18 protein-coding genes are annotated in these 17929 nt (G+C 44.5%); 13 read left to right on the top strand and 5 right to left on the bottom strand.

What is annotated here, in order from left to right; translation table 11 throughout:
• Positions 1 to 110 precede the first annotated feature (110 nt).
• The 7 genes from rbfA (at position 111) to AB6F11_RS01060 (ending at position 7500) form a co-directional block, all read left to right on the top strand.
• Positions 111 to 524: a 30S ribosome-binding factor RbfA gene (rbfA, locus tag AB6F11_RS01090; protein ID WP_017065964.1), complete on the top strand. Its 414-nt coding sequence runs from the start codon at positions 111 to 113 to the stop codon at positions 522 to 524.
• Positions 524 to 1477 carry a tRNA pseudouridine(55) synthase TruB gene (gene truB, locus AB6F11_RS01085; protein ID WP_017059233.1) on the top strand — a complete coding sequence of 318 codons (954 nt, stop codon included), beginning with the start codon at positions 524 to 526 and terminating at the stop codon, positions 1475 to 1477. Before rbfA ends, truB begins: the two co-directional genes overlap by 1 nt.
• A 218-nt stretch (positions 1478 to 1695) precedes the next feature.
• Entirely contained in the window at positions 1696 to 1965 is a 270-nt protein-coding gene (gene rpsO, locus AB6F11_RS01080) for a 30S ribosomal protein S15 (protein WP_010436144.1), read from the top strand.
• Between the two features lie 378 nt (positions 1966 to 2343).
• Positions 2344 to 4464, top strand: a complete 2121-nt coding sequence (gene pnp / locus AB6F11_RS01075; protein WP_017059234.1) for a polyribonucleotide nucleotidyltransferase — start codon at positions 2344 to 2346, stop codon at positions 4462 to 4464.
• Between the two features lie 124 nt (positions 4465 to 4588).
• The gene (gene nlpI / locus AB6F11_RS01070) at positions 4589 to 5512 is read left to right on the top strand and encodes a lipoprotein NlpI (RefSeq protein ID WP_017059235.1); all 924 of its coding nucleotides are present in this window, start codon (positions 4589 to 4591) and stop codon (positions 5510 to 5512) included.
• Between the two features lie 153 nt (positions 5513 to 5665).
• A complete protein-coding gene (locus tag AB6F11_RS01065) occupies positions 5666 to 6073 on the top strand; it encodes a MarR family winged helix-turn-helix transcriptional regulator (protein WP_017056675.1) in 408 nt (135 codons plus the stop codon).
• 89 nt (positions 6074 to 6162) lie between these two features.
• Entirely contained in the window at positions 6163 to 7500 is a 1338-nt protein-coding gene (locus AB6F11_RS01060) for an MATE family efflux transporter (RefSeq protein WP_050633591.1), read from the top strand.
• A gap of 85 nt (positions 7501 to 7585) precedes the next feature.
• On the opposite strand, the gene AB6F11_RS01055 is transcribed toward AB6F11_RS01060, so the two are convergent.
• The 3 genes from AB6F11_RS01055 to AB6F11_RS01040 all read right to left on the bottom strand — a co-directional run bounded on the left by AB6F11_RS01055 (position 7586) and on the right by AB6F11_RS01040 (position 11704).
• On the bottom strand, positions 7586 to 8464 hold the full coding sequence (locus tag AB6F11_RS01055) for a U32 family peptidase (RefSeq protein WP_017059237.1): 879 nt from the start codon (positions 8462 to 8464) through the stop codon (positions 7586 to 7588).
• A gap of 18 nt (positions 8465 to 8482) precedes the next feature.
• Positions 8483 to 9496, bottom strand: a complete 1014-nt coding sequence (locus AB6F11_RS01050) for a peptidase U32 family protein (protein WP_017068227.1) — start codon at positions 9494 to 9496, stop codon at positions 8483 to 8485.
• Between the two features lie 168 nt (positions 9497 to 9664).
• Positions 9665 to 11704, bottom strand: a complete 2040-nt coding sequence (locus AB6F11_RS01040; RefSeq protein WP_017072096.1) for a bifunctional diguanylate cyclase/phosphodiesterase — start codon at positions 11702 to 11704, stop codon at positions 9665 to 9667.
• A 258-nt stretch (positions 11705 to 11962) separates the two neighbouring features.
• Between AB6F11_RS01040 and AB6F11_RS01035 the strand changes: the two genes are divergently transcribed.
• From AB6F11_RS01035 to AB6F11_RS01010, 6 genes are all read left to right on the top strand, one after another.
• Positions 11963 to 12490, top strand: coding sequence for an SCP2 domain-containing protein (locus tag AB6F11_RS01035; protein WP_029235120.1), 528 nt, complete (start codon positions 11963 to 11965; stop codon positions 12488 to 12490).
• Positions 12474 to 12977: a GNAT family N-acetyltransferase gene (locus AB6F11_RS01030; protein WP_017063279.1), complete on the top strand. Its 504-nt coding sequence runs from the start codon at positions 12474 to 12476 to the stop codon at positions 12975 to 12977. The genes AB6F11_RS01035 and AB6F11_RS01030 overlap by 17 nt, the downstream gene beginning before the upstream one ends.
• A 198-nt stretch (positions 12978 to 13175) precedes the next feature.
• Positions 13176 to 13574 carry a DNA polymerase III subunit psi gene (locus AB6F11_RS01025; RefSeq protein WP_102393177.1) on the top strand — a complete coding sequence of 133 codons (399 nt, stop codon included), beginning with the start codon at positions 13176 to 13178 and terminating at the stop codon, positions 13572 to 13574.
• Complete coding sequence (gene rimI, locus AB6F11_RS01020; RefSeq protein WP_017059243.1) at positions 13567 to 14022, top strand: ribosomal protein S18-alanine N-acetyltransferase; 456 nt, start codon at positions 13567 to 13569, stop codon at positions 14020 to 14022. Before AB6F11_RS01025 ends, rimI begins: the two co-directional genes overlap by 8 nt.
• Positions 14023 to 14194: 172 nt before the next feature.
• Positions 14195 to 15775: a peptide chain release factor 3 gene (gene prfC / locus AB6F11_RS01015; protein WP_017059244.1), complete on the top strand. Its 1581-nt coding sequence runs from the start codon at positions 14195 to 14197 to the stop codon at positions 15773 to 15775.
• A gap of 106 nt (positions 15776 to 15881) precedes the next feature.
• Positions 15882 to 16712, top strand: coding sequence for a LysR family transcriptional regulator (locus tag AB6F11_RS01010; RefSeq protein WP_102393178.1), 831 nt, complete (start codon positions 15882 to 15884; stop codon positions 16710 to 16712).
• Here AB6F11_RS01010 and AB6F11_RS01005 read toward each other — a convergent pair.
• Positions 16709 to 17398: a hypothetical protein gene (locus AB6F11_RS01005; protein ID WP_102393179.1), complete on the bottom strand. Its 690-nt coding sequence runs from the start codon at positions 17396 to 17398 to the stop codon at positions 16709 to 16711. The genes AB6F11_RS01010 and AB6F11_RS01005 overlap by 4 nt on opposite strands.
• Positions 17399 to 17494: 96 nt before the next feature.
• On the bottom strand, positions 17495 to 17929 hold a 435-nt coding region (locus AB6F11_RS01000), incomplete at its 5' end, for a hypothetical protein (RefSeq protein WP_372179351.1).

Here is a 17929-nt window from a genome sequence, read left to right as displayed (position 1 = left end):
GACTAAGGTTACTAACATTACTAGTAAAGGTAATAAGTAATCGGTTGTTGAATACACCATGGGGGGCTGGTTATTACCAAGCCCCCCATCTTTCTAAGTGAGAAAAGAAAATGTCAAAAGAATTTAGCCGCACACAACGTGTGTCTCAGCAGCTTCAAAAAGAGCTTGCGCTTATCCTACAACGTGAAGTTCGTGACTCACGTATTGGTATGGTAACTATCTCAGACGTAGAAGTGTCTCGTGACCTTGCTTACGCAAAAGTGTTCGTGACTTTCCTATGTGTTGGTGAGCAAACACCGGAATCATGCCTTAAAGCTCTTAAAGAGCATGAAGTGCCAGTTCGTATGGCTCTTGGTAAGCGTATTCGCCACCGTCTAACGCCTGAAGTTCGTTTTACTTACGACAACACACTAGTAGAAGGCATGCGTATGTCTAACCTAGTAAGTGAAGTTCTGAACGACGACAAGCGTAAGCAAGAAGAAGCTGGCCGCACTGACGAAACTCAGTCTAAGGGCGAAGAGTAATGGCTCGCCGTCGTAAAGGTCGCCCTATCAACGGGGTAATTCTATTAGATAAGCCGACTGGTATTTCGTCTAATGATGCACTGCAAAAAGTAAAGCGTATTTACTTTGCAGAGAAGGCAGGGCACACCGGTGCTCTGGATCCTCTTGCGACTGGCATGCTGCCAATTTGTCTTGGTGAAGCGACGAAGTTCTCTCAGTTTCTTCTAGATTCTGATAAGCGCTACGTTGTTATCGCTAAGCTTGGTGAGCGTACCAATACCTCTGACTCTGATGGTGAAGTGGTAGAGACACGTGATGTTAACGTGACTCAAGAACAGCTTGAGCGTTGCATTGCGAGCTTCAAGGGTGAAACCGATCAGATACCATCAATGTTTTCGGCATTGAAGTATCAAGGTAAGCCTTTGTACGAATACGCACGTGCAGGTATTGAGGTTCCTCGTGAGTCTCGTAAGATCACTGTGTACTCTATTGAACTGCTTCGCTTTGAAGGTGATGAAGTTGAAATGGAAGTGCATTGTTCGAAAGGCACATACATCCGCACAATTACCGACGATCTTGGTGAGATGCTAGGTTGTGGTGCTCACGTGACCATGCTTCGTCGTACAGGTGTCGCGAAGTACCCATACGAGCGTATGGTGACTTTGGAGCAGTTAAACGAGATCTTAGAGCAAGCACAGGCGCAAGAAATTGCACCGAAAGAGCTGCTTGATCCACTGCTGATGCCAATGGACACTGCCGTTGAAGACTTACCAGAAGTAAACCTGAACGCGGAACTGACTGACCTAGTTCAGCACGGTATGCCAGTTCAGGTTGCTGGTGCGCCAACTGAAGGCACGGTTCGTATGACAAGTGGCGAAGAGAAGCTGTTTGTCGGCGTAGCTCAGATTGCTGAAGATGGCCGAGTTGCACCGAAGCGTTTGGTTGTTTTCAGAGATGAAGAGCCACAAGCTTAGCGCTTATATCGAGTCAGATCTTAGCGGTTTGCCTTGAAATGCGAGCAAATAAGACAGAAAGCGAACGCCTAATTTAGGTGGTTCGCTTTTTTTGTTTTTAATGGGTTCGATTGTTATTGCACCAACTGACAAACTTCCCTATAATCCTCGGCTCGCGTAGCGGCTGAATCAGAGATTGGCTGCTACAAATATAAACTTACTCTTATCAGGAGAGAATTATGTCTCTGAATGCAGAAACTAAAGCAGCAATCGTTGCTGAATACGCACAATCTGAAGGCGACACAGGTTCACCAGAAGTACAAGTAGCACTACTTACTGCTTCTATCAACCACCTACAAGGTCACTTCAAAGCGCACAAACACGATCACCACAGCCGTCGTGGTCTACTACGTATGGTTTCTAGCCGTCGTAAGCTTCTTGATTACTTGAAAGGCAAAAACCTTGCTCGTTACCAAGACCTAATCAAGCGTCTAGGCCTACGTCGCTAATAGCGATGTCTGCAAAGACAGTTTGAAGAAAAGGAGCATTTATGCTCCTTTTTTTGTGCCTGTAAGAAAATGCTAGGCTGGATGCTCAGAATATCATCTGGCTTTTTCTGATAGGAAATATATCTCCTAATAAAAATAGTTTATACTACGCCCGCCTATAGCGTTTTCAGCGTTTGGCAATCAACCTCTCAAGAGATTACAGTCACAGATGTCGGCCAATAGGTCGCGACTATTCAAAGGCGGATTTGGTCTTAATTCGGCGTATGAACACATACAAAGAGTCACCATCCTAAGTCCCTTTTCACTAGTCGCGATTGGTAATGTCTTGAGTCATTATTCACTTAATCTAAAGTCTGACTTTAGAGCTAAGGATATACAATGTTTGAAAAACCAGTTGTAAAATCGTTCCAGTACGGTAACCACACCGTTACTCTAGAAACGGGCGTAATTGCACGTCAAGCTACTGCTGCTGTAATGGCGACTATGGACGATACTTCAGTATTCGTTTCTGTTGTTGCTAAGAAAGAAGCAGTTGCAGGTCAAGACTTCTTCCCACTAACAGTAAACTACCAAGAGCGTACATACGCTGCGGGTAAAATCCCTGGTGGTTTCTTCAAGCGTGAAGGTCGTCCATCTGAAGGCGAAACACTAACAGCTCGTCTGATTGACCGTCCAATTCGTCCACTTTTCCCAAGTGCGTTTAAAAACGAAGTTCAAGTTATCGCTACGGTTGTTTCTATCAACCCTGACGTAAACCCAGACATGATCACTATGATCGCAACATCTGCTGCGCTTGCTATCTCTGGTGCTCCATTCAATGGTCCTATCGGTGCTGCACGTGTTGGTCACATCGACGGCGAACTTGTTCTTAACCCATCAAATACTGAGCTTGAAAACTCTAAACTAGACCTAGTTGTGTCTGGTACAGAAGGCGCAGTACTTATGGTTGAATCTGAAGCAGATAACCTATCTGAAGAAGAAATGCTTTCAGCTGTTGTTTACGGTCACGACCAACAACAAGTTGTAATCAAAGCAATCAACGAGTTTGCTGCTGAAGTTGCAACTCCATCTTGGAACTGGGAAGCACCAGCAGTTAACACTGAGCTTAAAGCTCAAGTTGCTGAACTTGCTGAAACTCGTCTATCTGACGCGTACCAGATCACTGAGAAAATGGCTCGTTACGAGCAAGTTGGCGTAATCAAGAACGACGTTGTTGAAGCTCTAATTGCACAAGACGAAAACCTAGATGAGCGCGAAATCCGCGGCATGCTTGGTTCTCTAGAGAAAAACGTAGTACGTAGCCGCATCATCGCTGGCAACCCACGTATCGATGGCCGTGAAAAAGACATGGTTCGTGCGCTAGACGTACGTACTGGTGTTCTTCCACGTACACACGGTTCTTCTCTATTCACTCGTGGTGAAACTCAAGCACTTGTTACTGCAACGCTTGGCACACAACGTGATGCTCAAATCATCGACAGCCTGATGGGTGAGAAGAAAGACAACTTCCTTCTACACTACAACTTCCCTCCATACTGTGTAGGTGAAACTGGTTTCGTTGGTTCTCCTAAGCGTCGTGAAATTGGTCACGGTAAGCTTGCTAAACGTGGTATCCAAGCAGTAATGCCTTCTGTTGAAGAATTCCCATACACAGTTCGTGTTGTATCGGAAATCACAGAATCTAACGGTTCTTCTTCAATGGCTTCTGTATGTGGTACATCTCTAGCTCTTATGGATGCTGGTGTTCCAATCAAAGCTTCTGTTGCGGGTATCGCAATGGGTCTTGTTAAAGAAGGCGACGATTTCGTTGTTCTTTCTGACATCCTTGGCGACGAAGATCACCTAGGTGACATGGACTTTAAAGTAGCAGGTACTAACGCTGGTATCACTGCACTTCAAATGGACATCAAGATCGAAGGTATCACTAAAGAGATCATGCAAATTGCACTTAACCAAGCGCAAGGTGCACGTAAGCACATCCTTTCTGTAATGGATGAAGCTATCTCTGGTGCTCGTGAAGATATCTCTGAATTCGCTCCACGTATCCACACAATGAAAATCAGCTCTGATAAGATCAAAGATGTTATCGGTAAAGGCGGCGCAGTTATCCGTGCTCTTTGTGAAGAAACTGGTACTACAATCGAAATCGAAGACGATGGCACAATCAAGATTGCTGCTACTGAAGGCGCAGCTGCTAAAGAAGCTATCCGTCGTATCGAAGAGATCACAGCTGAAGTTGAAGTTGGCCGCATTTACCAAGGTAAAGTTGCTCGTCTAGCTGACTTCGGTGCATTCGTTACTATCCTTCCAGGTAAAGATGGTCTAGTACACATCTCTCAAATCGCTGACAAGCGCGTTGAGAAAGTGTCTGACTACCTAACTGAAGGTCAAGAAGTTCCTGTTAAGGTTCTTGAAATTGACCGTCAAGGCCGTGTACGTCTAAGCATGAAAGAAGCAGTTGAAACGCCAGCTGAAGGCGAAGCACCTGCTGCTGAGTAATTCTCAGTGTGTCGATGGTGATATCGCTTTTTAGTGATTTCTAACCTATCGTCAACAAAGCATGTTATAAAGGGGAGCATATCGCTCCCCTTTTTTATTGCGGTCATAACAGGAGTAATTATTTGTGAAATGGTTTCAAACCGCGAGTATGTGTTTACTGCTTGTACTAACAGGTTGTGCGACAACATCAGATAACACCTCAAGTTGGGTTTATCCACCGATGGCTGTGCCACTGCAACCAAGCGTTCAGCAAGAAGTTCAAATTGCACGTCTTAGTCAGTTATTACAGCGCCCAGATTTGAACGATGAAGTTCGAGCTAAGATGCTGTTTGAACGTGGTAACTACTACGACAGTGTTGGCCTGCGTGATCTCGCGCGTCTCGACTTCAACCAATCTCTTTCATTGAACCCTGCTCAACCTGATATCTTCAATCTTTTGGGTGTTTACTTTACGCAGGTAGGGGAGTTTGATGCGGCTTATGAATCTTTTGATTCTACGTTAGAGCTTGATCCTGCAAACTCTTACGCAGAAAGGAACCGCTCTATCGCGCTTTACTATGGCGAGCGTTACGACTTAGCCAATGAAGAGATGATGAAGCACTATGCCGACGATCCTAGCGATCCGTTTCGCGCTCTGTGGTTGTACATCATTCAGCATGAGCTGACGCCAGAGCAGGCTAAGCTTGATTTGCAAAAACGTTACGAGAGCCGTGATGAGCAGTGGGGTTGGGTATTAGTCGCGATTATGCTTGATGACATTACTGAAGAGCAGGCTTTCAAGGCGATCTTAACCGGTACTCGTGACAACACGTTACTTGCGCAGCGTCTAACAGAGACGTACTTCTACCTTGCTAAGCGTTACCATATGAATGGTGATTACGCGAATGCTATCTCTTTGTACAAGTTAGCGGTTTCTTTTAACGTGTATGAATACGTAGAACATCGTTACTCTTTCTTAGAGTTAAGCCGTATCTTCACTACACTTAAAGCTGAGCACTTAGCGCAAGTTAAGCTGGCTGAGGCCGAAGAAGAAGCCAACGCTAAGTAAGCAACACATTTTGATTCCGAAAAGCCGCTGTCTGTCAGCGGTTTTTTTATGCTCCTTTTTTATGATCTTCATCTCGTTTTGATTGCTTTTTATTTAAACAACACTAAAATAGTTAGCCTTGCTAACTAAATGCTATTCTTTGATTAGGTGAGTATGCTGAACCAGAATTTAGAAAAGATTGAGCGCTTCGCCTCTAAGATATGGCGCACTCAGGTAAATGAAGATCCTATTTGCCAATTGAGCTTCAATGAATATGACTATTTGAAGGTCATTCAAGCCTCTCCTGAACCGATCCGATTGACAGATCTGGCGATTGAAATGCAAGTAACCAAGCCTTCAGCAACTACTATGGTTCAAAGGTTAGAGAGAAAAGGTCTCGTTGAGCGTAAAGCTTCGCTCGAAGATGCGAGGTCTAAGTTGGTCGTACTGACCAGCAAAGCGGAAGTCGGCTTGGAAGAAGAAAGTAAGATCTATCAGGTCATGGCACAGATACTGGAAAGCCGTTTGTCTGAGCAAGAATCTCAGCAGTTAAACCTATTATTAAATAAAGCTTTAAAGTAAATAATTTAGATATTTAGTTAGCCTTGTTAACTAATTTTTCGAGTCATATCTTGTTGATATGCGACTCACAAATGAAAGTAGAGTAAGAAATGAGTAACTCAATTAGTCGTCAATTTTGGCGATACACAATCCCTACCGTGGCGGCCATGTTGGTTAATGGCCTGTACCAAGTGGTGGATGGCATCTTCATTGGCCGCTATGTGGGGGCTGATGGACTTGCAGGTATCAATGTTGCGTGGCCTGTGATTGGTTCGATTCTTGGTATTGGTATGTTGGTGGGTGTGGGCACAGGTGCGCTTGTCTCGATTCGCCAAGGTGAAAAAGATACTCAAGGCGCTAAGCAGATCTTAGCAACGGGCTTAACCTTGTTGTTAGCGATAACGCCTATTGTCTCTGCATTGCTGTTCTTGTTTGCTGATAACTTCTTGCTTTGGCAGGGCGCTGAAGGGCGAGTGTATGAACTTGGTCTGCAGTACTTACACATTCTGATTGGTGCTAGTGTCTTCACGCTAGGTTCGATCGCGATGCCGTTTCTACTGCGTAACGATGACAGTCCGAACTTAGCGACGATACTGATGATCGTTGGTGCGGTGATTAATATCGTGCTCGATTACCTGTTTATCGCTCTCTATGGCTGGGAGTTGATGGGTGCAGCATTAGCAACAGCGATTGCCCAGTTTGTAGTAACGGCTCTCGGCTTGGCTTACTTCTTCTCGCGTCGAGCAAACCTACGTTTACGTTGGAATGAGTTGAGATTGAAGCTGGATGTGATTCCACAAATCTTCGCCATTGGTACATCAAGCTTCTTTATGTACGCTTATGGTTCGATGATGGTGGCGTTGCACAATGCGTTGTTCTCTCAATATGGCGACCAGTTGATGATTGGTGCGTACGCGATTTTGGGCTATATCGTGACGGTTTATTATCTCACGGCTGAAGGTATCGCCAACGGCATGCAACCTTTGGTGAGCTACAACCATGGTGCGCGTAACCAAGCGAACATCCGCAAGTTACTTAAGATAGCGATGATGAGTTCAGTATTGATTGGTGTGGCGTTCGTGCTACTTCTGAACGCGTTCCCACGGGAGTTTGTATCAGTATTTAACTCAGACGAACCTCAGTTAGTTGAGTACACGGTGTTGGGTATTCGACTACACATGTTTGCATTGGCGCTGGACGGTTTCTTAGTGGTAGCGGGTGCTTATTACCAAGCGGTAAACAAGGGCAGCAAGGCGATGTTTGTAACGATAGGCAATATGCTAATCCAACTGCCGTTCCTGTATATCATGCCTAAGTTGTACGGTGTGCCGGGGATCTGGATTGCGTACCCACTGTCTAACATCGCACTAAGTGTGGTGGTGATGGTAATGCTCTACAAAGACTTAAAGAAGCTCGATGCCTCACCGATGGAAACAGCGACGGCATAGGCCGTGTTTCTTAAGTCGCATTAAAAAGGTCTAGCGAACGCTAGACCTTTTTTGTATCTGTTGCTGGTTAGTCCAATGCGAGGAACTAGATGTTCTTAACGTCTAAACCTGCAAGCTGATGCCAGTAACCATTACATTGGCGGCTTTCAATCTTCATCGGTTTTTGACCTTGCTCGTTCGCTCTGAAGTTATTGATTTCAGAGAAGGTATCGATACCGAGAGGGCTTAAACGAACCACATCAACCAGGTCGTGCATGTTCGGTAAATCATTGACTAGGTTGTAGCAGTAGCCTGATTGCGTCTGAATACCGTTAAGGTTGAAGACTGATTGGCCTTCTTGGCTTTCTACTTGTAGCCCTGTTGGGTACTTGATACAGCAGGTTTCGCAATCGTCTTTAGCTTTGTTTTCAGCGCGAGCGGTAAAGCAGCGTGCTGAGTAAGCAAGCGGCAGGTAGCCGTGGCTAAACACTTCAACTTCGAACTTGTTACGAATATTTAGCTCTTCGCACTGGGTCATTACGTTGCTTAGCCATTCGCGAGAAAGCTCAACCGGCATACACCAACGCGTCATGCCTTGTTTCAAGAATAGGTTCAGGGTGCGTGCGTTGTAGGTGTTTACTGCCGGGCCAACCACGAAAGGTACTTTGCTTTCGCTGGCCAGTTGAATTGCAGACACATCATTGGCTTCGATCGCAAAGTCACCGTTATCGATGTACTTCTTCATGATGTTGACTTCGCTTGGTGCTTCTAGCAATGCCATGGTGGAAAGTACGACTTGCTTACCTGAAGCCGACAGCTCTTTAGCAATGTCCATCCAGTGTTTCGCTTTCATCTCACGACGCTTTGAACACACCGCTTCACCTAGGTAGATGATATCGGCTGAGCTTGATTTCGCTTGCTCATAGAAGCTTTCAACGTCTTGTTTTGGCCAAAAATAAAGTAGAGGGCCTAATGCGTATTTCATTGAGTTCTCCATTTGGCTCTATTGCCATTTACGGTGATAAGCGCCAAGCGTGGTTTGTGTACCTTCAGATACATTCGCCAGTGTCGCATTCCAAGCTTGTTCCACTTGGTATTGTTCTGGGTTCGCTAAGTAGCGATCGATAGCTGCGCGCCAAGTGCGAGTGACTTGTTCAACATAAGCAGGGCTACGTTGGCGACCTTCAATCTTCACTGAGGCAACGTTTGCCGCGAAAAGCTCAGGCAACATGGATAGCGTGTTGAGGCTAGTTGGCTCTTCAAGTGCGTGATAACGCTTACGTTCACCATCGATCTCGGCTTCAAAGCGGCCTTTACACAGCGTTGGGTAACCTGCGTTCTCACCTGCTTCATACTTATCGATAAGGATTTCGTTCAAGCGAGACTCGAGGCCAGTTTCTGTTTCTTGCCAGCGAACGTATTTTGCGGGAGAACAAGCACCAACGGTATTTGGTGATTCGCCTGTCATGTATGAAGAGAGGTAGCAACGGCCTTCTGCCATGATGCACAAGCTACCAAAAGCGAATACTTCAAGGTCAACGTCAGAAGTGATGTTACGAGAAAGCTGTTTGACCTGATGAATCGACAACACACGCGGTAGTACGACACGCTTAACGTTGAAGTTTTTATGGTAGAAGTCGATAGCCGCCGCATTGGTCGCAGATGCTTGCACTGATAGGTGCAGTTCGAGATCTGGATACTTATTTGCTGCGTACTCAAGCACCGCGATGTCTGCGATGATCAGCGCATCAACACCCAGAGCAGCGGCGTTGTCTACGGCATTAGTCCAACGGTCGAAGCCATTTGGGTGAGCAAACGTATTTAGGGCAACATGAATTTTCTTGTTGTGGTCATGCACATACTGCACAGCACGATCGAGCTTTTTACCCGCAAAGTTTAGGCCTGCAAAGTGTCGGGCATTGGTATCGTCTTTGAATCCGATATAGACAGCATCCGCACCACAATCAATAGCGGTTTTCAAAGCAGGTAAGTTACCCGCTGGGCATAAGAGTTCCATTTGCTCACTACCAGTAGAATTAAGTTGAAGCGAGCATTTTATGAAGAATTGTGAATGACGGAATTGATGTAAGGCAGGTTTAGATGGATAAATCTGCTTTTACTCCGTTTGAGGTACTGACGAGTGACCGTTTTACATGTTGGCTTGGTTTAAATATGAGGTACTTGATTAGTTCTTATGACGGCGGTTTTGGGCAAACAACTCTTCGACATCTTGTTTTGGTTGCGGACGGTAGAAGTGGAAGCCTTGAATCGAACTGCAGTTGAGGTTCGATAGCAGAGTTGCTTGCTCACTGGTTTCGACACCTTCAGCAACCACGGTCAAATCGAGAGATTTACCTAGGTTGATGATGTTTTCAATTACGGTGATTTGCTTTGGTAGGGTATCGATATCAGAGATGAAAGCACGGTCTATCTTAAGCTCATCAATTGGGAAGCGAGCAAGGTAAGACAGTGAAGAGTAACCTGTACCAAAATCATCAATGGAGAGAGCAAAGCCAAGTTTCTTGATGGCGTTAAGCATTTGGAGTGTGTGTTCACTATCACTCATCACCGCACTTTCCGTTAGCTCGAACGTAATCGCACTTGGATCAAGCTCAGTCGAACGCAGTAGCTTTTCCATGTAATCAATCAGTTTCGGGTTACCAAACTGTTCTGGTGAAAGGTTGATAGCCACTCGACCTGGAAGGATACCTTGCATCTTCCAGCGCTTAACCGTAGCAAATACTTCACGCATTACCACTCGGCCAAGTTGTTCAATAAGCCCTGCTCGTTCCGCCACAGGAATGAACGCGGCCGGACTGATATAACCTTCGACAGGATGCTTCCAACGTACCAGAGCTTCAGCGCCGTTGATGGTGAAGTCACGGGCATTGACCTTAGGTTGATACCAAACCTCAAGTCCATTTTGTTGCAGTGCTTTTTGGAGCTCTATCTCAAGCCACAGTCGCATACGCGCTTCTTTATTCATCTGTTCGTTGAACTTGATCAGACGATTACGACCACGATCTTTCGCTTCATACATTGCTGTGTCTGCATTTTGCAGCAAGATACGAGCATCAGTACCATCTTGAGGAAAGCTCACACTACCAATAGAGCAGGCTAAGCGCTTGCTAAAGTGGTGAAGATCGAAGGGTTGATTGATCAGGGAAATGATCTTTTCAGCGAGCATTTCAGGTGTTCGCTGATGTTCAGGTTCTGGAAGGATAATACCAAACTCATCCCCGCCTAAATGTCCAATCACGGCCTTACGAGGCAGTAAGCGTTTAAGACGCGAAGCGACCTCTTTAATCACCTTGTCACCGATGTGATGACCAAGTGAGTCATTGATATTCTTGAAGTTATCAATGTCTAAGTAGAGCATCACCACCGGCGTATCGTTGTGAATGAACTGCTCAAGACGCTTAGTAAACCCAACTCGGTTGTAGAGCTTGGTCAGTGCATCGATGTAGGCATCTTCACTGTTTGCCGGTGTGTATTGTTTTGCGGTTTCTTGTGCGTCTTGGATAAGCACCAACTGAGTGTTGCTTCCAAGAACAGTGGTGGAGTCGATGTTGAGCTGAACCTTACGTTCAAAGCCGCATCGTGCACCCGTTAAGCAAACCAAACCAGACTCAGAAATAATAGAGCTGAGGTTATTATTGAAGACTGTTTTGGTTTGTTCATCGATAAATAGGCGTCCCAGCTGTTCGCCAATTAACTCTGTGGTTGAGTTAAAGCCAAGCAGGCGCGCTGCCGCTGGGTTGGATGACAAGATATAGTCACTTTCAACGAGCAGTAATCCGTCAGGGAGTAGTTGAGATAGTTTGTGGAATTTGGCTTCGGATTCTTCTAAAGAACGGACAAGTACTTGGTTTTCTGATGTATCGAAGGCGTGAAAGACGATGTAGTCGGTTTTGTTGCCATTGGTAAGCGGAGATAGGCTGAAATGAAGGCTGGTATCGAGGTCTGTTTCGTTGAGGGTGACTTCGGCCTCAATCGTTTCGCCACTGAATGCACGCTCATAGTAAGGCTTGAGATGTTGGTAGAACTGTTCGCCCAATGTTTGGCGATCATTCATGCCTGCAAGCTCTGGTTGACTCAAACCAGCAATATCGCAGTAACGCTCATTCACCATAAAATAGTTATGTTGAGCATCAAGTACTGCAAAAAAGAACGGACTATTTGCAGTTAGCTGGGTAAACCAATGTTGTAGTTGTTGGGGAGGCATCAAAGTACTACCAATTCTCCAAGAGCTTGAATATTCACTATCGATAAATATTTATTACTTTTTGTGTGGCTATCGATATTTACCTGTGAGTGCAGCGATCCGCTGTAATTCTCATTACCTGAGTTACTATAACTGTGATTTTCAGGATATTAAAGGTCGAGTATCAAACAGAAGTTAATTTGATACATAACAGTAACTGAGATCTCAACATCATCTATGATGCATTCCATATTATTGACAAAGTTACGGATAAGTCACGTGATAAACAAGATTCGCACTCAACTAGTTCAAAATGCCGCATCAATTTTGCGATCTCCAGTCCAGTTATTGCCTAAAACAGTACAAAAAAGAGCCTTATTGGAGGCGCTTAAGAATGTATTCAAGGAAGCTTTAGAGGACGGTGACTTTGAGTTTTTAGAAGACAAATGGCTGAAAGTCTCAATAAAAGACATGGGGTTAAGTTGGTGTATTAGCTACAAAAATGAGCAACTGGTTGTAGCTGATAAAGAGGTGGTTGAAGATGTAAGCTTTAGCGGCAATCTTAACGATCTTGTGTTGATTGCGGGGCGTAAAGAAGACCCAGATACGCTTTTCTTCCAACGTAGACTGTCTATTGAAGGCGATACCGAGCTCGGTTTAGAAGTTAAAAACTTGATGGATAGCGTAGATTTGGACTTATTGCCGACTCCTATGAAAACTTTGTTAAATCAATTAGCTGATTTTGTGCAGAAGGGAGTACAATCCCCAGATACACAAAGTGAGGTAATGAATGCTTATTCGAACTGAAGCACCGGCAGATATACTTGTCATTGATCGTTTATTGAAATCTGTTTTTGAAACAGATGCAGAAGCTAACTTGGTTATGAGCTTGCGTGAGAATAGCCATTTAACGCTATCGCTGGTGGCTTGTTCTGATGAAGGCGAGGTGGTTGGTCACCTGATGTTTAGCCCTATCACTCTTGATGGCGACGATCATAACTGGCAAGGGCTTGCGCCTCTCGCTGTGAAAGAAGAGTTCCGCAACCAAGGCATTGCCAAATCTCTAGTTGAAGATGCGTTTTCCACTTTGGTTGATTTTGGTTACCCAGCTTGCGTTGTGTTGGGTGACCCTGCTTATTACAGCCGCTTTGGTTTCAAGGCTGCGAGCGAGTTTGGCCTGAGTTGTGTTTGGGATGTGCCTGAAGGTGCTTTCCAAGCGATTGAATTGGTAAACGGTGCGTTTGCTGGACATGCTGGTGAGATTGCTTACAGCCCCGAGTTCAACGACTTATAAGCTGATTTATCACGCAACAAGATACAAACTGATTTAGTCTAAATAAAGGAGCTTGATGCTCCTTTATTTTTTGTTAGTATCAGCCCTGCTCTAATAAGCGCTCTTTCAATAGAGGCAGCTTTCACAAAACTAGTTCTAACAAACTTCTGGTTTCAATAAACTTTGGCTCCAATAAACTTAAGGTTACTACCGCTAGATATGTCACAAACACACGCGCAATACCTACATGAGATGGGCATTAGCCAATGGGAACTAAGTCACCCAGGGCGTTTAGCAGGTTATGAATCTGAATTGACTCCGCTCTCGAGCGATTGCAAGTTACTGTTGGTTTCGCCTGAAAAACCTCAGGAAGATCTCGCCGTGATGTTTGAGCGAGTACTCAAAAGTATCAAGCTCGACTTATCTCAGGCTTTACACCTTCAACCGCAACACTTGTCTACTGTGGATTTAGGTTCGGTTGAGTGGATATGGTTTGCTGGTTGTGAGTCGGCTCAAGAGCTGAAGGCTAAAACACTTCAATCGCCATTACTGTCTGACATTAACGGTAACAACCAACACCGCCGCGACTTATGGCAACAAATTTGTGCTTATGACTAATCAATTTTTACCGACTTCACAACAACACCTAGACGCCATTTGGAAGATAGAGCAGGCCGCGCATTCTCACCCTTGGTCTGAAAATATGATCCGAGATCTTGATAGCCGAGGCGCTTGTCATCATGTCCTTGAAGTTGATGGACAAGTGGTGGGCTATTTCTTCGCTCAAAATATTGTTGGTGAAGTGACGCTGCTTAATATTGCGGTAGACCCAAGCAAGCAAGGCAAAGGTTATGGTAAGGCACTAACTGAACATTTCCTTGATATATGTGAACAAGCTGATGCTGAAAGCGCTTGGCTGGAAGTTCGCGAAAGTAATGTGAACGCGTTTAATCTTTACGAAAAGGCAGGCTTCAACGAAGTTGATCGCCGTCGTAATTACTATCCAACTAAACAAGGCAACGAAGATGCCATCATTATGAGCTATCTTTTTATGTCTTTTAGCTAGTCATGTTACGTCTTTTCGCTAACTAGATAGCTAATCACAAAATTAGCCAAAAAATAGGGTGTAAACTGACCCTTTAGAAAGTGATACGCTTTCTGTATAATCCGCACACAGAATTCAAGGGCAAGTATTATCTACTTGCCCTTTTTACGCTTTAGATCAGCAAAGGGCGACTATGTCTTTCCAACAAGAAGTGAGCAAACGTAGAACGTTTGCGATTATCTCTCACCCGGATGCGGGTAAAACCACGATTACTGAAAAAGTTCTTTTATTCGGAAACGCGATTCAAAAAGCGGGTACCGTAAAAGGCCGTGGCTCTAACCAGCACGCTAAATCTGACTGGATGGAGATGGAAAAAGAACGTGGTATCTCGGTAACTACGTCGGTAATGCAATTCCCATACAATGATTGCCTAGTAAACCTACTAGATACTCCAGGACACGAAGATTTCTCGGAAGATACGTACCGTACGCTAACAGCGGTTGATTCATGTTTGATGGTTATCGATGCTGCGAAAGGTGTCGAGGATCGTACTCGTAAACTAATGGAAGTAACACGTCTGCGTGATACGCCAATCGTAACGTTTATGAACAAACTTGACCGTGACGTTCGTGACCCAATGGAAGTGCTTGATGAAGTAGAGAGCGAGCTAGGTATGGCTTGTGCTCCAATCTCATGGCCAATTGGTTGCGGTAAAGAGTTTAAAGGTGTTTACCACATTCACCGTGATGAAACGATCTTGTATGAATCTGGCCACGGCCACGAGATCCAAGAAGTTCGTATCATCAAAGGTCTAGATAACCCTGAGCTAGATGAAGCAGTAGGTGCTGATCTTGCGGAAAGCGTACGTGAAGAGCTAGAGCTTGTTATCGGTGCTTGTCCTGAGTTTGACCATGAATTATTCCTAGCGGGTGAACTAACGCCGGTTTACTTCGGTACTGCATTGGGTAACTTTGGTGTTGACCACATGCTTGATGGTCTAACGAAATGGGCTCCAGCACCTCAAACGCGTCAAGCGAACGAGCGTGATGTTGAAGCGACAGAAGAGAAGTTCTCTGGTTTCGTATTTAAGATCCAAGCAAACATGGACCCTAAACACCGTGACCGTATCGCATTCATGCGTATCGTTTCGGGTACTTACAACCAAGGTATGAAGATGAACCATGTTCGTACAGGCAAGAGTGTAAGTATCTCTGATGCGGTAACCTTTATGGCGGGTGACCGTGCACGTGCTGAAAAAGCATACGCGGGTGATATTATCGGTCTACATAACCACGGTACTATCCAGATTGGTGATACCTTTACTCAAGGTGAGAGCCTTAAGTTCGCTGGTATTCCTAACTTCGCACCTGAGCTATTCCGTCGTATCCGTCTACGCGATCCACTGAAGCAGAAGCAACTTCTAAAAGGATTAGTTCAGCTTTCAGAAGAGGGCGCAGTACAAGTATTCCGTCCTATGCAGAACAACGACCTGATCGTTGGTGCGGTTGGTGTCCTTCAGTTCGACGTGGTTGTAGCGCGCTTGAAAGCGGAATACAACGTAGAAGCTATCTACGAAGGTGTTAACGTTGCAACAGCTCGTTGGGTTGAATGTGATGACGCTAAGAAACTTGAAGAATTCAAACGTAAGAACCAATCTAACCTAGCGCTAGATGGCGGTGATAACCTGTCTTACATCGCACCAACTATGGTGAACTTGAACCTAGCTTCTGAACGCTTCCCTGAAGTTCAGTTCCGAGCGACGCGCGAGCACTAATAGCGACAGTTCTACATAACACTGTTGGATAATATTAAAGCCGAATTGCTTCTAGCATTCGGCTTTTTTGTTACACTAAGAGTACACCGTTTTGATGGAGTAAAGCGTGTTTGATCTCAATTTAGTAAAGCCATTCCTCTCTGTATATCAACAAAGATCGATAACCAAAGCGGCTGAATCGTTAGAGCTAACTCAACCTGCGGTCAGTGCTGCAATCAAGAGGTTTGAAGCGGTGGTAGGCTATGCGTTGTTCGTAAGAGTAGGGCGTTCAATAGAACCAACGTCAATGGCTCACAAATTGGCAGGTCAATTATCTGATGCTTTAGAGTTGATGGAAGGTGCAGTATCAAGAAAGCGTGATTTTACCGTTTATATGCCTGCGAATCTGCTCCACAAGATGCCCATGCTTAATGGTGTTCAGTTAGTTGAATCCCCAATTTCTGTAGAGAATGTTGTCGAGGATATCCGACTCAATCGAGTAGATTTAGTGGTCGATACTGGTTTACCTAAACAGTCAAGTTTAGCGTCTGAATTTGCAACTACTGATAGATTGCTTGTTATGAGTGATCCTGAAAACAGTCAATTTGGTGAGAAGATTTCGATGGATGAGTTTCTTGAAGCACGGCATGTAACCTTGAAGTTACTTCGCCAAGATACTCAAATAGTCGACTTTCTTTCCGAAAAGAACTTCACTCGTGATGTTGCTATTGAAGTAAGAAACATCACTAACTTGATATTGGCGGTAAAAGGGACTGACTACATTGCTGCGGTTCCGGTTAGCATGACCCATTTGGCTAAAACCATCGGTTTACAAATTCATGAGCCTCCATTCTTAATGCGTCCCGTGGAGTTTGAGTTTTTCTATCACAAAAAGTATCAAACTAATGGGCAACACCAAGAGTTACGAGATGAGCTTAAACAGTTATTAAATAGCTAGAAATCGAAGGCTAAACCAAACTCAACGTAATTATCGGCTTCAGGTCTTATAGTGTAAGTGACGGAAGGCTTGATGTACTTGAGGTTTATGAATGTTGCTAACTCGTAGTAGTGAGAGTTTTCTCTTGAGCTCAACCTATCGATATTATTATCTTTCCAATGCCACTCGTCGTCTTTAATACCTATTTCTTGATTGTACTTAATAAGGAAATCAGCATAGCGAATAGGGCTCCACAGAAAGCCAGCGCTATAGTCTATAGAATCTGCAGCAATTTTTTCTACGCATACATTTAACTTACAATACTCTTGAACAAAGGCGTAGCTGTAATTGATATCTCCGATTAAAGTCCAATTATCGTGGACTAGCTTTGCCAAGAAAATACCGGTTGTAACCTCTTGTTCGCTGACTTTTAACGTGTTTTCAGTGTAGTACGTATCTCCCTGCCAAAAAGAGTAGCCAACACCTGCCTGCCAGTATTCTTGAGTATCAACCTCTCCAAAAACACGCAATTTATCATTGATTTGATAGTTTATATCAAGTGTAGCGACCGTTTTATCATTGTCTGGATTTTGAGATAAGCTGACGGAAAAAATATCCGTAAAACGCTCAATAGATTCAACCAGAGTGTCATTTGCTGATGAATGAAAAGGGAAGGTGGAAGCAAGTATTAATAGAAGGCGTTTCATATTCAAATTCCGAATCGCTTTCCTTAGCTAGTGAGTAAAAACACCCGATAATAGCGTTCACTATTATCGGGTGAGAGGATTTAACTTGGTTTTAGATTAACCGCGCAAACGCTGTTGAATTGCTGATTTAGCTTTTTGTAGCTTGGTTGGGTCGATAGATTGCACTCTGTCTTTTACGTTGTTTTTAACCGCTGGAGGAAGTGTTACATCACCTCGGTCATTTACAACAATACCGTTCCCAAAAGTGACTGTTCCATTTACTTCATCTATGTAGCCTTCACCCACAATATTTCCATGACGATCTTTGATGTGAACCACACCACGATCATCAGCCTCTGCTGTGTAGTCAGTCGTTTGGGATCTGCCATTTACCGTGATTTCAACATAGCCATCGTTAATATCAACTGACACAGTGTGATGACCGTAACCTGGAGGTGTTGGTTCTAAAGGGAGTTCATCTGTTGGTGGTGTAATTGGACGGTCACCAGAAACTAGATAAAAAGATTTGCCATCAAAGCCATACATTTTACG

The sequence above is a fragment of the Vibrio sp. 10N.247.311.14 genome, from assembly GCF_041467715.1.
GTDB classification, from domain to species: Bacteria; Pseudomonadota; Gammaproteobacteria; order Enterobacterales; family Vibrionaceae; genus Vibrio; species Vibrio crassostreae_C.
Note: the sequence above shows the minus strand (reverse complement) of the source record. Positions and strands in the feature narration are given on the sequence as shown.

What these genes read in the sequence shown, in the direction of transcription:
- rbfA (WP_017065964.1), top strand. Translation starts at nt 111, where the DNA reads ATGTCAAAAGAATTTAGCCGCACACAACGTGTGTCTCAGCAGCTTCAA.
- truB (WP_017059233.1), top strand. Translation starts at nt 524, where the DNA reads ATGGCTCGCCGTCGTAAAGGTCGCCCTATCAACGGGGTAATTCTATTA.
- rpsO (WP_010436144.1), top strand. Translation starts at nt 1,696, where the DNA reads ATGTCTCTGAATGCAGAAACTAAAGCAGCAATCGTTGCTGAATACGCA.
- pnp (WP_017059234.1), top strand. Translation starts at nt 2,344, where the DNA reads ATGTTTGAAAAACCAGTTGTAAAATCGTTCCAGTACGGTAACCACACC.
- AB6F11_RS01065 (WP_017056675.1), top strand. Translation starts at nt 5,666, where the DNA reads ATGCTGAACCAGAATTTAGAAAAGATTGAGCGCTTCGCCTCTAAGATA.
- AB6F11_RS01060 (WP_050633591.1), top strand. Translation starts at nt 6,163, where the DNA reads ATGAGTAACTCAATTAGTCGTCAATTTTGGCGATACACAATCCCTACC.
- AB6F11_RS01055 (WP_017059237.1), bottom strand. Translation starts at nt 8,464, where the DNA reads ATGAAATACGCATTAGGCCCTCTACTTTATTTTTGGCCAAAACAAGAC.
- AB6F11_RS01050 (WP_017068227.1), bottom strand. Translation starts at nt 9,496, where the DNA reads ATGGAACTCTTATGCCCAGCGGGTAACTTACCTGCTTTGAAAACCGCT.
- AB6F11_RS01040 (WP_017072096.1), bottom strand. Translation starts at nt 11,704, where the DNA reads ATGCCTCCCCAACAACTACAACATTGGTTTACCCAGCTAACTGCAAAT.
- AB6F11_RS01030 (WP_017063279.1), top strand. Translation starts at nt 12,474, where the DNA reads ATGCTTATTCGAACTGAAGCACCGGCAGATATACTTGTCATTGATCGT.
- AB6F11_RS01025 (WP_102393177.1), top strand. Translation starts at nt 13,176, where the DNA reads ATGTCACAAACACACGCGCAATACCTACATGAGATGGGCATTAGCCAA.
- rimI (WP_017059243.1), top strand. Translation starts at nt 13,567, where the DNA reads ATGACTAATCAATTTTTACCGACTTCACAACAACACCTAGACGCCATT.
- prfC (WP_017059244.1), top strand. Translation starts at nt 14,195, where the DNA reads ATGTCTTTCCAACAAGAAGTGAGCAAACGTAGAACGTTTGCGATTATC.
- AB6F11_RS01005 (WP_102393179.1), bottom strand. Translation starts at nt 17,398, where the DNA reads ATGAAACGCCTTCTATTAATACTTGCTTCCACCTTCCCTTTTCATTCA.